Genomic DNA, 13283 nt, shown 5'->3' on the forward strand with positions numbered 1-13283 from the left:
GTGCTTTGCATCGGCAGGATTGTTACTATGCTTATCTCAGGTTTTTTCAGGAGAAAGCATGAACATCATCGCCATTATGGGGCCGCACGGGGTTTACTATAAAGATGAACCCATCAAGGAGCTTGAGCGTGCATTACAATCCCTGGGATTTCAAATTATCTGGCCGCAAAATAGCGTTGACTTGTTGAAGTTTATTGAACATAACCCGCGCATCTGCGGCGTTATTTTTGACTGGGATGAATACAGTCTCGACCTTTGTAGCGAAATCAACCAGCTAAATGAATACCTTCCTCTCTACGCCTTTATCAATACCAACTCCACGCTGGACGTTAGCGTTCACGATATGCGCATGGCGCTGTGGTTTTTTGAGTATGCATTGGGGCTGGCTGAAGATATCGCGACGCGCATTCATCAATATACAAACGAATATCTCGATAATATTACGCCGCCGTTTACCAAAGCGCTGTTTACCTACGCTAAAGAAGGAAAATATACCTTTTGTACGCCGGGTCATATGGCGGGAACGGCGTATCAGAAAAGCCCGCCAGGCTGCCTGTTTTATGACTTTTTTGGCGGCAATACCTTAAAAGCTGATGTGTCGATTTCGGTGACTGAACTGGGATCGCTGCTGGATCACACCGGGCCGCATCTGGAAGCGGAAGAGTATATCGCCCGTACTTTTGGCGCCGAGCAGAGCTATATGGTGACGAACGGTACGTCGACCTCGAATAAAATTGTCGGTATGTATGCCGCGCCTGCGGGAAGTACGCTACTTATTGATCGTAATTGTCATAAATCGCTGGCGCATTTGCTGATGATGAGCGATGTGGTGCCTCTCTGGTTGAAGCCGACGCGCAATGCGCTCGGCATTCTCGGCGGTATTCCCCGAAGGGAATTTACCCGTGCAAGCATCGAAAGCAAGATAGAGGAGACCCCTCAGGCGCAATGGCCGGTGCATGCGGTTATCACCAATTCGACTTACGATGGTCTGCTGTATAACACTAACTGGATCAAGCAGATGCTGGACGTTCCCTCGATCCATTTTGATTCCGCCTGGGTACCCTATACCCATTTCCATCCGATCTACCAGGGGAAAAGCGGGATGAGCGGCGATCGGGTGCCCGGAAAAGTGATTTTCGAAACGCAATCCACCCATAAAATGCTGGCGGCTTTTTCGCAGGCGTCGCTTATTCATATCAAAGGGGAATATGACGAAGAGACGTTTAACGAAGCGTTTATGATGCACACTTCCACATCGCCGAGCTATCCCATTGTCGCCTCTATCGAGACCGCGGCGGCGATGCTGCGCGGCAATCCAGGGAAAAGATTGATTAATCGTTCGGTGGAGCGGGCGCTCCATTTTCGTAAAGAGGTACAGCGGCTACGTGAAGAGTCCGATAGCTGGTTCTTTGATATCTGGCAGCCGGAAGAGGTTGATGAGGCCGAATGCTGGCCGGTCACGCCGGGAGAAACCTGGCATGGCTTCGCCGATGCCGATGACGATCATATGTTCCTCGATCCGGTTAAGGTGACAATCCTGACGCCGGGGATGGATGAACAGGGCAACATGAGCGAAGAGGGGATACCCGCCGCGCTGGTGGCGAAGTTCCTCGATGAGCGAGGCGTAGTGGTGGAAAAAACCGGGCCGTATAATCTGCTGTTTTTGTTCAGCATAGGGATTGATAAGACCCGTGCGATGGGGCTGCTGCGCGGACTGACGGAATTTAAACGCGCCTACGATCTTAACCTGCGCGTCAAAAATATGTTGCCGGATCTGTATGCGGAAGATCCGGATTTTTATCGCAATATGCGCATTCAGGATCTGGCGCAGGGGATCCATAAACTGATCCGCCAGCACGATCTTCCGGGGCTGATGCTGCGGGCGTTCGAGGTTTTACCGGAGATGATTATGACCCCGCACCAGGCCTGGCAGCGTCAGATCAAAGGCGAGGTGGAAACCGTGGCGCTCGATCAACTGCCAGGGCGCGTTTCCGCGAATATGATCCTGCCTTATCCGCCAGGCGTTCCGCTGTTGATGCCCGGCGAGAGGATCACGCAACAGAGTCGGGCCGTGCTCGATTTTCTGCTGATGCTCTGCTCGATTGGCCAGCATTATCCCGGTTTTGAAACGGATATTCACGGCGCGAAACGGAATGAAGACGGGGTGTACCAGGTACGAGTCTTAAAACACGCCTGTTAGCTTGCCTGACGGGAATGTGACGAGTAACGTACTGATAATCAATAAAGGAGACGCTATGCTGGGATTAAAACAGGTTCATCACATCGCGATCATTGCGACAGACTATGCGGTGAGCAAGGCGTTTTACTGCGATATTCTGGGGTTCGATCTGCTAAGCGAAGCCTGGCGGGAAGAGCGTGACTCGTGGAAGGGCGATTTGGCGCTAAACGGGCAGTATGTGATTGAGCTTTTCTCTTTTCCCTTCCCTCCGGCGCGTCCAAGCCGACCTGAAGCCTGTGGCCTGCGCCATCTGGCTTTCAGCGTGGAAAATGTGGAAAACGCCGTTGCGCATCTGGAAAAGCATCAGGTTAAGTGCGAACCGATACGCATCGATCCGTATACCGGGAAGCGCTTTACTTTTTTCAACGATCCGGACGGTTTACCGCTTGAGCTGTATGAGCAGTAAGGCTTGTCATTAAGACGCTCGCCAGGTAACGTTAGCCGGGCTAAGTCACTATAAGCATGGATCATGACCACTCTCACGTTGAATACCTCGTTACTCTCTTCTCGCCGTATTCTGGCTGCCTTTAGCGGCGGCCTGGATTCTACGGTGCTGTTGCATCAACTGGTGTTGTGGCGAGAACGCCATCCTGACGTCACGCTGCGTGCTATCCATATTCATCACGGTTTAAGCCCTCATGCTGATAGCTGGGTGCGGCATTGCGAAACCGTATGCGAACGCTGGCAGGTTCCGCTGGTAGTGGAGCGGGTGACGCTGGCGGATAATGGCCTGGGTATCGAGGCCCATGCGCGTGAAGCGCGCTACCGGGCGTTCGCACAGACGCTATTGCCTGGCGAAGTGCTGGCAACCGCGCAGCACCTTGACGATCAGTGTGAAACGTTTCTGCTGGCGTTAAAGCGCGGCAGCGGTCCGGCCGGACTTTCCGCGATGGGAGAACGCTCGCCTTTTGCCGGAACTCTGCTTCTTCGCCCGCTGTTGAGAGAAACGCGGAAGACGCTGGAACAGTGGGCTGTGCGTCATGGCTTATGCTGGATTGAAGATGAAAGCAATCAGGATGACGCCTACGATCGCAATTTTTTACGCCTGCGCGCGCTTCCGCTCTTACAGCAGCGCTGGCCGCATTTTCCTGCGGCGGTAGCCCGTAGTGCGACGCTCTGCGCCGAGCAAGAAAGGCTGCTGGACGAGCTTCTGGCCAGCGATCTTACTGACTGTATCACGGCGGAGGGAACATTGCGGCTCTCTCCATTAATGTCGATGAGCGATGTACGGCGGGCGGCGATTTTGCGTCGCTGGCTGGCGATGCGTAATGCGCCGATGCCCTCTCGCGACGCGCTGGAACGTATCTGGCAGGAGGTGGCGCTGGCGCGCGACGATGCCTCTCCCTGTTTACGTTTTGGCGATCGCGAGATTCGCCGTTATCAGTCGCAACTGTGGTGGATTAAATCCGTGGCCGGACAACACGAAACGACGGTTGCCTGGCCCGTCTGGCAAACACCGCTGGCGCTGCCTGCCGGCTTAGGGACGGTACAGCTCGTTCCTGGCGGCGAACTGCGCCGACCGCGAGAGGAAGAATCCGTCAGCATTCGTTTTAAAGCGCCAGGCGTACTACATATTGTCGGGCGTAACGGCGGACGTAAATTAAAGAAAATCTGGCAGGAGCAGGGGATCCCGCCCTGGCGACGAGACACCACGCCGCTGTTGTTTTACGGCGAAACGCTGATTGCGGCTGCGGGTGTTTTTGTGACGCGTGAGGGAGCAGCAGAAGATAAAGAAGGGGTGAGTCTGGTTTGGCATGCCTGATGGCGCTGCGCTTATCAGGCCTACGTATCGCATGGAACGTAGGCCGGATAAGGTGCTTGCACCACCATCCGGCAACAAAATACTCAGGATTCGCTAACTACCACGGTACCAATTTCCGGGTGGCTGAAACTGGCGATTTTATCGAGACGAAGCTCACAAGACTCGCCGGAAACCTCGGCAAGCAGATATTCTACGTTTTTACGTAAGATCAAATCGTTCGCTTTTGCCTGCAAAACCTCGCCATCTTTTAACGTTAGCGTCAGTATTAAATGATGCATGCAGGCAAGCTCAAGACTATCGTAGTCATCGCAATTAATGGGTTGATACGTTTCATTCATTGACATAATCGCTCACCAGTAAGTTCGCGGCAGCATAAGCTGCCTTTTCCCTGACCGACTCTGAAAGGGCGCTATCTGCCGCCACTTCATTAAGCACTTTCAATACACAACCCAGCGCATCCGGGACATACCCTAAGTCTCCGCTGGCGATTTCCGCATACCGCTTGCGTACTAACTCACAATATTTTTCCACATGCCCTCCTGTCAGCATTCTGACTTAACCGTGGATGCAAGTCTAAGCCTACGAAGTTAAATCTTGTTTAGCAAGGTGACTATACCATACTCATTTGCGCAATATCAGCGCCTGACGCGAGTGGGTAAAAGATTCGTTAACAGCCTTTTAGCGCGGTTTTCGCTACAATGGGCGCCTGATTCGAAAGGAGTTTTCTCATGGCGCTTAAAGCGACAATTTATAAAGCCGTCGTCAATGTGGCTGACCTTGATCGCAACCGATTTCTGGATGCGGCATTGACGCTGGCGCGTCACCCTTCTGAAACGCAGGAGCGCATGATGCTGCGCCTGTTGGCATGGATAAAATATGCTGATGAGCGGTTGCAGTTTACACGCGGGCTCAGCGCGGAAGATGAGCCGGAGGCCTGGCTGCGCAACGATCATCTGGGCATCGATCTCTGGATAGAGCTGGGGCTGCCGGATGAGCGCCGTATTAAGAAAGCCTGTACTCAGGCGAGCGACGTCGCGCTCTTTGCTTATAACTCCCGGGCGGCGCAAATCTGGTGGCAGCAGCATCAAAGCAAGTGCGCGCAGTTCGCTAACCTGTCCGTCTGGTATCTGGATGACGGGCAACTGGCGCAGCTCAGTGAATTTGCCGATCGTACCATGACGCTACAGGCGACGATTCAGGACGGCGCAATCTGGCTTTCTGATGCTCGGAATAATCTGGAAATACAGCTAACCGCCTGGCAACAGCCCTCATGATTGCCATCTCCCGGACGGTCTCCATAGCCGATAATGAGCTGGAAATTACGGCCATTCGCGCGCAGGGCGCGGGTGGTCAGCACGTAAATAAGACCTCTAGCGCAATTCATTTGCGCTTTGACATTCGGGCCTCTGGCCTGCCAGAGTATTATAAACAGCGTTTGCTGACGGCCAGCCACCATCTGATAAGCGATGATGGCGTCATTATCATTAAGGCGCAGGAGTTCCGGAGCCAGGAGCTCAACCGGGAAGCGGCTATCGCCAGGCTGGTTGCCGTCATAAAAGAATTAACCGCGGAGCAGAAAAGCCGTCGCGCAACCCGTCCGACGCGTGCCTCGAAAGAGCGCCGTTTGTCCTCAAAGGCGCAAAAATCTTCTGTAAAGGCGCTTCGCGGCAAAGTTCGTCGTCCACTGGATTGACGGGCAGGAATAGCAATTTCATAAGGATTTTATGGTGAGAACAGCAATATTGTCAGTAGCGGCAGCCTGTACGCTATTTGCATTGATAGGGTGTAATAACCGTGCGGAAGTTGACGCCCTGCAACCTGCGCAGGCGGCGGAATTAAAACCCATGCAGCAAAGCTGGCGCGGCGTGCTGCCCTGTGCGGATTGTGAAGGTATTGAAACGTCACTATTTCTGGAAAAAGACGGCACATGGGTGATGAACGAGCGCTATCAGGGCGTGCGCGAAGAACCTTCCTCTTTTGCGTCATACGGTACCTGGGCGCGGACGGCGGATAAACTGGTGTTAACCGACAGCAATGGCGAGAAATCGTATTATCGCGCGAAGGGCAATGCGCTGGAGATGCTCGACAGAGAAGGCAATCCGGTGGCTTCGCAGCTTAATTATACGCTGGTGCCTGTTACCGCCAGCCTGCCGGTAACGCCAATGCCGCTGCGTGGTATGTATGTATACAGGGCCGATGCGGCGACCTTTACCGATTGCGCGACCGGAAAACGGCTGCCGGTCGCCAGTAACGCCCAGCTTGAGCGCGGCTATCTGGCGGCGAAAGGTGAAGCGGAAAAACCGGTGCTGCTGACGGTAGAAGGGCATTTTGTGTTTGCCGCGAACCCGGACACGGGCGAGCCGGTAAAAACGCTAATAGCCGATAAAAATGCGAAGTTTGCGCCGGGTAAAGATTGCACTCACTAATAAAAGGCCTCGCAGGGTGCGAGGCCTTTACATATCTGCCGGATGGCGCCGGGCAACCCCAACAAAATGTCGTTTAGCCTTTAATCGCCTTGACCAGATAATCAACGATATCGCCGGTTTTAATCAGCGATTTTTCACCGCTACGACGGTATTTATACTCAATATCGTCGTTATCCAGGTTGCGATCGCCAATCACGATAGTATGTGGAATACCAATCAGCTCCATATCGGCAAACATCACGCCCGGGCGCTCTTTACGGTCGTCCATCAGCACTTCAATGCCCTGCGCGCGCAATTCGCTGTACAGCTTTTCCGCCAGCTCCTGCACACGGAAGGATTTGTGCATATTCATCGGCAGAATAGCGACCTGGAAAGGCGCAATGGCGTCAGGCCATACAATGCCGCGCTCGTCAAAGTTCTGCTCGATAGCAGCGGCAACGACACGTGTTACGCCGATACCGTAGCAGCCCATTGTCAGGATCTGGTTACGGCCATCTTCACCCTGAACGGAGGCTTTCAGCGCTTCTGAGTACTTGGTACCTAACTGGAAGATGTGACCCACTTCGATACCGCGTTTGATAAGCAACGTTCCCTGACCATCCGGACTCGGATCGCCGGCGACTACGTTACGGATGTCGGCAACAACAGGCGTCGCCACATCGCGATCCCAGTTAATACCAAAGTAGTGTTTACCGTCGATGTTGGCGCCAGCGGCAAAATCGCTCATGGCGGCAACGGTGCGATCGATGATGACCGGAATCGGCATATTGACCGGGCCGAGGGAGCCAGGGCCGGCATTAATCACGGCGCGAATCTCTTCTTCGGTAGCGAAGGTCAGCGGGCTGGCAACGTGCGGCAGTTTTTCCGCTTTAACTTCATTCAGTTCATGATCGCCGCGAACCAGCAGAGCCACCAGCGGAGACTTGCTGTCTTTCACCGCTTTCACCAGCAGCGTTTTTACCGTTTTTTCAATTGGCAGGTTGAATTGTTCCACCAGCTCCGCGATGGTTTTGGCATTTGGCGTATCGACCAGAGTCATTTCCTGCGTCGCCGCTGCGCGCGGCGTTTGCGGCGCGATAGCTTCTGCCAGTTCAATGTTAGCCGCGTAATCAGAAACATCAGAGAAAACGATATCGTCTTCGCCGCTTTGCGCCAGCACCTGGAATTCATGCGAGGCGTTGCCGCCGATAGAACCGGTATCGGCCTGTACCGCGCGGAAATCCAGCCCCATACGGCTGAAGATACGGCTATACGCGGCGTACATGGCGTCATAGGTTTCCTGCAACGACTCCTGAGAGGTGTGGAAAGAGTAAGCATCTTTCATCAGGAATTCGCGCGAACGCATCACGCCAAAGCGCGGACGCACTTCATCACGGAATTTGGTCTGGATTTGGAAGAAGTTCAGCGGCAACTGCTTATAAGAGCTGAGTTCATTACGCACCAGATCGGTGATAACTTCTTCGTGGGTCGGGCCGAGTACGAACGGACGCTCGCCACGGTCGACAAAACGCAGCAGTTCCGGACCGTACTGTTCCCAACGACCACTCTCTTGCCACAGGTCGGCTGGCTGAACGACTGGCATCGACACCTCGATAGCACCGGCGTTGTTCATCTCTTCACGCACGATGTTTTCGACTTTTTTCAGGACGCGCAGGCCGGTCGGCAGCCAGGTATATAACCCGGAGGCGAGCTTGCGGATCATCCCGGCGCGCAGCATCAGCTGGTGGCTGATAACCTCGGCGTCGGCAGGTGTCTCCTTCAGAGTGGAGAGCAGGTATTGGCTAGTACGCATGTTGTTACGGTTCCAGTTGAACGATCGAACAGGCTCAATGTGAGCCTGATACAAAAAAAGTGATTTAGTTTACCAGCGTGCAAGAGATGTCAAAAGAGAAGGGCGTGAAATTACCGTGGTTCCAGCGCAAACACTTCAAATCCCGAGTTAACCACACGCCAGCGCACGTTAAAATCATGCAGCCAGACGGCATAGGTTTTGCCCGTCTCTTCACCCTTACGATAAGCCGGGCGAGGATCTTGCGCCAGCACATCGCAAATAAATGTCCGTAGCTGCGGATAACGCCTTTCCAGCGTCGTAAGCTGTTGAGCCACCTCAGCGGTAAAACTCACGGGCATTTCAGCTATCGGCGCCTGTTGCGCATAGCTGGCGGCGGCGTCCGGTAAGGCCTCGGCAAACGGTAAATACGGTTTAATATCCACGACCGGCGTGCCATCCACCAGATCCAGACTGCCTAATTTCAGAATTACGCTCTCTTTCCGGCACTCGATACCTTTTAGCGCAACGAGCGACATGCCAATCGGATTGGGGCGGAACGTGGAGCGCGTGGCAAAAACGCCCATTCTGGCGTTACCGCCAAGACGGGGCGGACGAACTGTTGGCCGCCAGCCGCCGTCCATCGTCTGATGAAAAACGAAAAGTACCCACAAATGGCTGAACGCCTCCAGGCCGCGAACGGCATCGGCCTGGTTGTAAGGCGCTATCAGATGCAGTTCGCCGCAGGCGCTTTTGACCAGACCAGGCTGGCGCGGAACGGCGAATTTTTCTTTATAGGGGGAGCGAATAACGCCGATTTGTTCAAACTGAAAGCTGCTCATTTCGCCGAAATATTCAGGGCGGACCCGATACAAACCGCCTGACGGTAGCAGCCTGGCGTGCCGCTGGTAATTTCACAGCTGTGCAGCAGGACGGCGTTGGCTTTCATTTTAGAGGCATTAATCTGCATACGCTTGCGCGCAGTTGGAATGTTAGGCGGAGAGTCTTGATTTGTCGCCTGGCAGGATTCGCCGCTAACTTCGCCAAGATCGCGGAAAGGTTTGCCGACTAAGTCTTCAGCATTGGTGTAAATCCTGACGGGAGCGGCACGCGGCGCTTTAGGTTTCTCCGGCTCCGCTTTTGGCGGGGTTGCGGTGCTTTGAACGGGTTCAACAGGGGATCTGCTTAGCATGGAACAACCGCCCAGCATGAGTGCCAATAAACAGATCGGTAAAGCACGCATAATATTTCCTCAATGAATGTTCTAATTGCCAGATATTGAATCAGGAGCTTGCATAAATGACAAGACGGGCAATAGCCCGTCCTGAATAATATTACAGATTGTGGAATCAGCCTAAAACTTACCAGCCTTTCACCGCGCCGCCATTAAAAACTTTATTTGCGGCTTCGTACACTTCATCAGACTGGTAAGCCTGAACGAATTTTTTCACATTCTCGGCGTCTTTGTTATCTTCACGCGTCACGATCAGGTTAACGTACGGAGAATCTTTATCTTCAACGAAGATACCGTCTTTCGCTGGCGTCAGGCCAATCTGGCTGGCGTAAGTCGTATTGATGACCGCTAACGCGATCTGCGCGTCATCCAGCGAACGCGGCAACTGCGGCGCTTCCAGCTCAACAATTTTCAGATTTTTCGGGTTTTCCACGATATCCAGCGAGGTAGGAAGCAGACCGACGCCGTCTTTCAGTTTAATCAGCCCTACTTTTTGCAGCAGCAGCAGGGAACGACCAAGGTTGGTCGGGTCGTTAGGCACAGCGACCTGGGAACCGTCCTTGAGCTCATCCAGAGATTTGATTTTTTTGGAATATCCTGCAATGGGATAGACAAAAGTCTTACCAACGGAAACCAGTTTGTAACCGCGATCTTTGATTTGCTGATCCAGATACGGTTTGTGCTGGAAGGCATTGGCATCGATATCGCCTTTGCTTAGCGCTTCATTAGGCAGAACATAATCATTAAAGGTCACCAATTCCACGTCCAGGCCGTATTTTTCTTTCGCGACTTTCTGCGCGACTTCGGCAACTTGCTGCTCTGCGCCAACGATTACGCCGACTTTAATATGATTCGGATCTTTTTCATCCTGACCGCAACCCGCAAGTGCCAGAGAACCAATCAGAGCACCCACTGCCGCAAAGGTTTTGAATTTGAACGCCATGCTTATTTCCTTAATGAGTATTTGTGTTGTGTTTAACGTTACTTATGCGTGACAGCCCTGACGATGCGATCGCCGGATAACTGAATTAAATAAACCAGAACGACAAGTAATACCAGCACCGTATTCATCACGGTAGCATTGTATCCAATATAACCGTACTGATAGCCGATTTGACCGAGGCCGCCTGCGCCGACGGCGCCGCCCATTGCGGAGTAACCGACCAGGGTGATCAGTGTAATGGTTGCCGCATTCACCAGACCAGGCAGCGCTTCCGGTAAAAGGATTTTACGTACAATTTGCAGCGGCGTGGCGCCCATCGCTCGCGAGGCTTCAATCAGCCCGGCAGGGATCTCTAACAACGCATTTTCCACCATACGGGCGATAAAAGGCGCGGCGCCGACGGTCAGCGGTACAATCGCGGCCTGCAAACCAATGGAGGTGCCGACAATTATTCGGGTAAAAGGAATCATCCACACCAGCAGGATGATAAAGGGAATCGAGCGGAAAATATTGACCACCGCAGAGAGGGAGCGATACAGCCTGGCGTTCTCCATAATCTGCCCCGGGCGCGTAACATACAGCAATACGCCAACCGGCAGGCCAATCACGAAACCGAAGAAACCGGAGACAAAGGTCATCGCCAACGTTTCCCAAACGCCACGAACCAGTAACCACATCATTGCCTCAGACATAACCCAGTACCTCTACTTTCACATGGTGATCCTGCAGCCAGGCAATTGCGGCTTGCGTCTCTTCTTGTGTGCCGTGCATTTCCGTTAGCATAATGCCGAACTTCACACCGCCCGCGTAATCCATCTGCGCGCTGATAATATTATTGTTCACGTTGAAACGACGCGCGGTTTCAGAAAGCAGCGGGGCATCCACAGACTGCCCGGTGAATTCCATGCGCAGCATCGGCACGCTGTCAGTTTCCGGCGACGCTTTCAAACGCGCCTGGTAATCTTCCGGAATGTCCAGATGCAGAGTGGACTGAATAAACTTCTGCGCCAGCGGCGTTTTAGGATGCGAGAAGACTTCGCTGACCGTATCCTGCTCAATAAGCTCGCCATTACTGATGACGGCAACGCAGTCGCAGATACGTTTTACGACATCCATTTCATGAGTGATAAGCAGAATCGTCAACCCCAAACGACGGTTGATATCTTTCAGCAATTCCAGAATCGAACGGGTCGTTGCGGGATCAAGCGCGCTGGTGGCTTCATCGCACAGCAACACTTTTGGATTACTGGCTAACGCGCGGGCAATCGCGACACGCTGTTTCTGACCGCCGGAAAGATTTGCCGGATAGCTGTCGTGCTTGTCGCCAAGACCGACTAAATCCAGCAGCTCTGTGACACGGCGTTTGATCTCTTCCTTTGGTGTGTTATCCAGTTCCAGCGGCAACGCGACGTTGCCAAACACGGTACGGGAAGAGAGCAGGTTAAAATGTTGGAAAATCATGCCGATTTGACGGCGAGCTTTGGTCAACTCAGACTCTGAAAGCGTTGTTAGCTCCTGACCGCCGACCTGAACGCTACCTTCGGTTGGGCGTTCAAGTAAGTTAACGCAGCGGATAAGCGTACTTTTACCGGCGCCGGAGGCGCCAATGACGCCATAAATCTGCCCGGCAGGCACGTGCAGGCTGACATTATTTAGCGCCTGAATGGTGTGCGTCCCCTGCTGGAACACTTTGGTAATATTCGAAAGTTTAATCATTGATTCTTTATTATCGTAATGAAATGAGCGGAGGCATTTTCGTCTGCCTAATACGGTCAACGCCGTCAACAGAATGGATGTTAAGGCATCCAGACGTCTAAATCAATCAGGCTTTATACGATGAGCACTTTCTTGCCTGCTGAAACATGCGATACTAGCGCCACTTGCTTTACTCAGGAGCTATAAAAGGTGGCAAAGTCTGTACCCGCAATTTTTCTCGACCGTGACGGCACCATTAATGTGGATCACGGCTACGTACATGAAATCGATGCATTTGAGTTTATAGACGGCGTTATTGACGCTATGCGCGAGCTAAAAAAAATGGGCTATGCGCTGGTGGTGGTGACGAACCAGTCCGGAATCGCGCGCGGCAAATTCACTGAGGCGCAGTTTGAAACGTTAACCGAATGGATGGACTGGTCGTTGGCGGATCGCGATGTTGATTTGGACGGCATCTATTATTGTCCTCACCATCCGCAGGGCAGTATAGAAGAGTTCCGTCAGGTATGTGATTGTCGCAAGCCGCATCCAGGAATGCTTATCTCGGCGCGTGATTTCCTGCATATCGATATGGCGGCTTCTTATATGGTGGGAGACAAGCTGGAAGATATGCAGGCGGCAGCGGCGGCAAATGTCGGGACAAAAGTGCTGGTGCGTACGGGCAAACCGGTCACGGCAGAAGCAGAAAACGCGGCGGACTGGGTGTTAAACAGCCTTGCTGACCTGCCATCAGCGATAAAAAAGCAGCAAAAATAAGCGTTATGGATAAAAGATGAGCGGTTAAAACAAAAATGCATTTTTCCGCTTGTCTTCCTGAACCGACTCCCTATAATGCGCCTCCATCGACACGGCGGATGTGAATCACTTCACACAAACAGCCGGTCGGTTGAAGAGAAAAATCCTGAAATTCAGGGTTGACTCTGAAAGAGGAAAGCGTAATATACGCCACCTCGCGACGGTGAGCTGAAAGCCGCGTCGCACCTGCTCTTTAACAATTTATCAGACAATCTGTGTGGGCACTCGAAGATACGGATTCTTAACGTCCTCGGACGAAAAATGAATACCAAGTCTCAAGAGTGAACACGTAATTCATTACGAAGTTTAATTCTTTGAGCATCAAACTTTTAAATTGAAGAGTTTGATCATGGCTCAGATTGAACGCTGGCGGCAGGCCTAACACATGCAAGTCGAACGG

The 13283-nt window shown here is 52.8% G+C and carries 15 protein-coding genes and 1 rRNA gene; 8 read left to right on the forward strand and 8 right to left on the reverse strand.

Going from position 1 to position 13283, the window contains the following annotated elements; all coding sequences use genetic code 11:
- The first annotated feature begins 58 nt into the window (after positions 1-58).
- The 3 genes from ldcC to tilS all read left to right on the forward strand — a co-directional run bounded on the left by ldcC (position 59) and on the right by tilS (position 4001).
- Complete coding sequence (gene ldcC / locus J4613_RS09265) at positions 59-2200, forward strand: lysine decarboxylase LdcC (protein WP_001021052.1); 2142 nt, start codon at positions 59-61, stop codon at positions 2198-2200.
- A 55-nt stretch (positions 2201-2255) separates the two neighbouring features.
- A complete protein-coding gene (locus J4613_RS09270; RefSeq protein WP_000901086.1) occupies positions 2256-2645 on the forward strand; it encodes a VOC family protein in 390 nt (129 codons plus the stop codon).
- A 63-nt stretch (positions 2646-2708) separates the two neighbouring features.
- Positions 2709-4001 carry a tRNA lysidine(34) synthetase TilS gene (gene tilS, locus J4613_RS09275; RefSeq protein ID WP_000210058.1) on the forward strand — a complete coding sequence of 431 codons (1293 nt, stop codon included), beginning with the start codon at positions 2709-2711 and terminating at the stop codon, positions 3999-4001.
- 83 nt (positions 4002-4084) lie between these two features.
- On the opposite strand, the gene rof is transcribed toward tilS, so the two are convergent.
- Positions 4085-4345, reverse strand: coding sequence for a Rho-binding antiterminator (gene rof / locus J4613_RS09280; RefSeq protein ID WP_000062330.1), 261 nt, complete (start codon positions 4343-4345; stop codon positions 4085-4087).
- A complete protein-coding gene (locus J4613_RS09285) occupies positions 4332-4532 on the reverse strand; it encodes a YaeP family protein (RefSeq protein WP_001518678.1) in 201 nt (66 codons plus the stop codon). Before J4613_RS09285 ends, rof begins: the two co-directional genes overlap by 14 nt.
- Before the next feature lie 197 nt (positions 4533-4729).
- Between J4613_RS09285 and J4613_RS09290 the strand changes: the two genes are divergently transcribed.
- From J4613_RS09290 to nlpE, 3 genes are read left to right on the forward strand one after another with little or no spacing between them, the layout of a single operon-like run.
- Positions 4730-5275, forward strand: a complete 546-nt coding sequence (locus J4613_RS09290) for a YaeQ family protein (protein WP_001185319.1) — start codon at positions 4730-4732, stop codon at positions 5273-5275.
- Positions 5272-5694 (forward strand): alternative ribosome rescue aminoacyl-tRNA hydrolase ArfB, encoded by a 423-nt coding sequence (gene arfB, locus J4613_RS09295; RefSeq protein ID WP_000560527.1) that lies wholly within the window; start codon positions 5272-5274, stop codon positions 5692-5694. The genes J4613_RS09290 and arfB overlap by 4 nt, the downstream gene beginning before the upstream one ends.
- Positions 5695-5725: 31 nt before the next feature.
- On the forward strand, positions 5726-6427 hold the full coding sequence (gene nlpE / locus J4613_RS09300) for an envelope stress response activation lipoprotein NlpE (RefSeq protein WP_000252573.1): 702 nt from the start codon (positions 5726-5728) through the stop codon (positions 6425-6427).
- A gap of 73 nt (positions 6428-6500) precedes the next feature.
- Here the strand turns inward: nlpE and proS are convergent, their stop codons facing one another.
- The 6 genes from proS to metN form a co-directional block, all read right to left on the reverse strand.
- On the reverse strand, positions 6501-8219 hold the full coding sequence (gene proS, locus J4613_RS09305; protein ID WP_001260683.1) for a proline--tRNA ligase: 1719 nt from the start codon (positions 8217-8219) through the stop codon (positions 6501-6503).
- Positions 8220-8329: 110 nt separating this feature from the next.
- A complete protein-coding gene (gene tsaA / locus J4613_RS09310; RefSeq protein ID WP_000093986.1) occupies positions 8330-9037 on the reverse strand; it encodes a tRNA (N6-threonylcarbamoyladenosine(37)-N6)-methyltransferase TrmO in 708 nt (235 codons plus the stop codon).
- The gene (gene rcsF, locus J4613_RS09315; RefSeq protein WP_001202315.1) at positions 9034-9438 is read right to left on the reverse strand and encodes an Rcs stress response system protein RcsF; all 405 of its coding nucleotides are present in this window, start codon (positions 9436-9438) and stop codon (positions 9034-9036) included. Before rcsF ends, tsaA begins: the two co-directional genes overlap by 4 nt.
- A gap of 118 nt (positions 9439-9556) precedes the next feature.
- The gene (gene metQ / locus J4613_RS09320; RefSeq protein ID WP_000874215.1) at positions 9557-10372 is read right to left on the reverse strand and encodes a methionine ABC transporter substrate-binding lipoprotein MetQ; all 816 of its coding nucleotides are present in this window, start codon (positions 10370-10372) and stop codon (positions 9557-9559) included.
- Positions 10373-10410: 38 nt separating this feature from the next.
- A complete protein-coding gene (locus tag J4613_RS09325; RefSeq protein ID WP_001287486.1) occupies positions 10411-11064 on the reverse strand; it encodes a methionine ABC transporter permease MetI in 654 nt (217 codons plus the stop codon).
- Entirely contained in the window at positions 11057-12088 is a 1032-nt protein-coding gene (gene metN / locus J4613_RS09330) for a methionine ABC transporter ATP-binding protein MetN (protein ID WP_111742449.1), read from the reverse strand. The genes J4613_RS09325 and metN overlap by 8 nt, the downstream gene beginning before the upstream one ends.
- A 189-nt stretch (positions 12089-12277) precedes the next feature.
- Here metN and gmhB point away from each other — a divergent pair, with 189 nt between their 5' ends.
- Both gmhB and J4613_RS09340 read left to right on the forward strand, forming a co-directional pair.
- Entirely contained in the window at positions 12278-12844 is a 567-nt protein-coding gene (gmhB, locus tag J4613_RS09335) for a D-glycero-beta-D-manno-heptose 1,7-bisphosphate 7-phosphatase (protein ID WP_001140158.1), read from the forward strand.
- Positions 12845-13214: 370 nt separating this feature from the next.
- Positions 13215-13283 (forward strand): 16S ribosomal RNA (locus tag J4613_RS09340); the annotation flags it as partial.

Origin of the sequence: Salmonella sp. 32020114201800008SM (genome assembly GCF_017572025.1) — a bacterium.
GTDB lineage: Bacteria > Pseudomonadota > Gammaproteobacteria > Enterobacterales > Enterobacteriaceae > Salmonella > Salmonella enterica.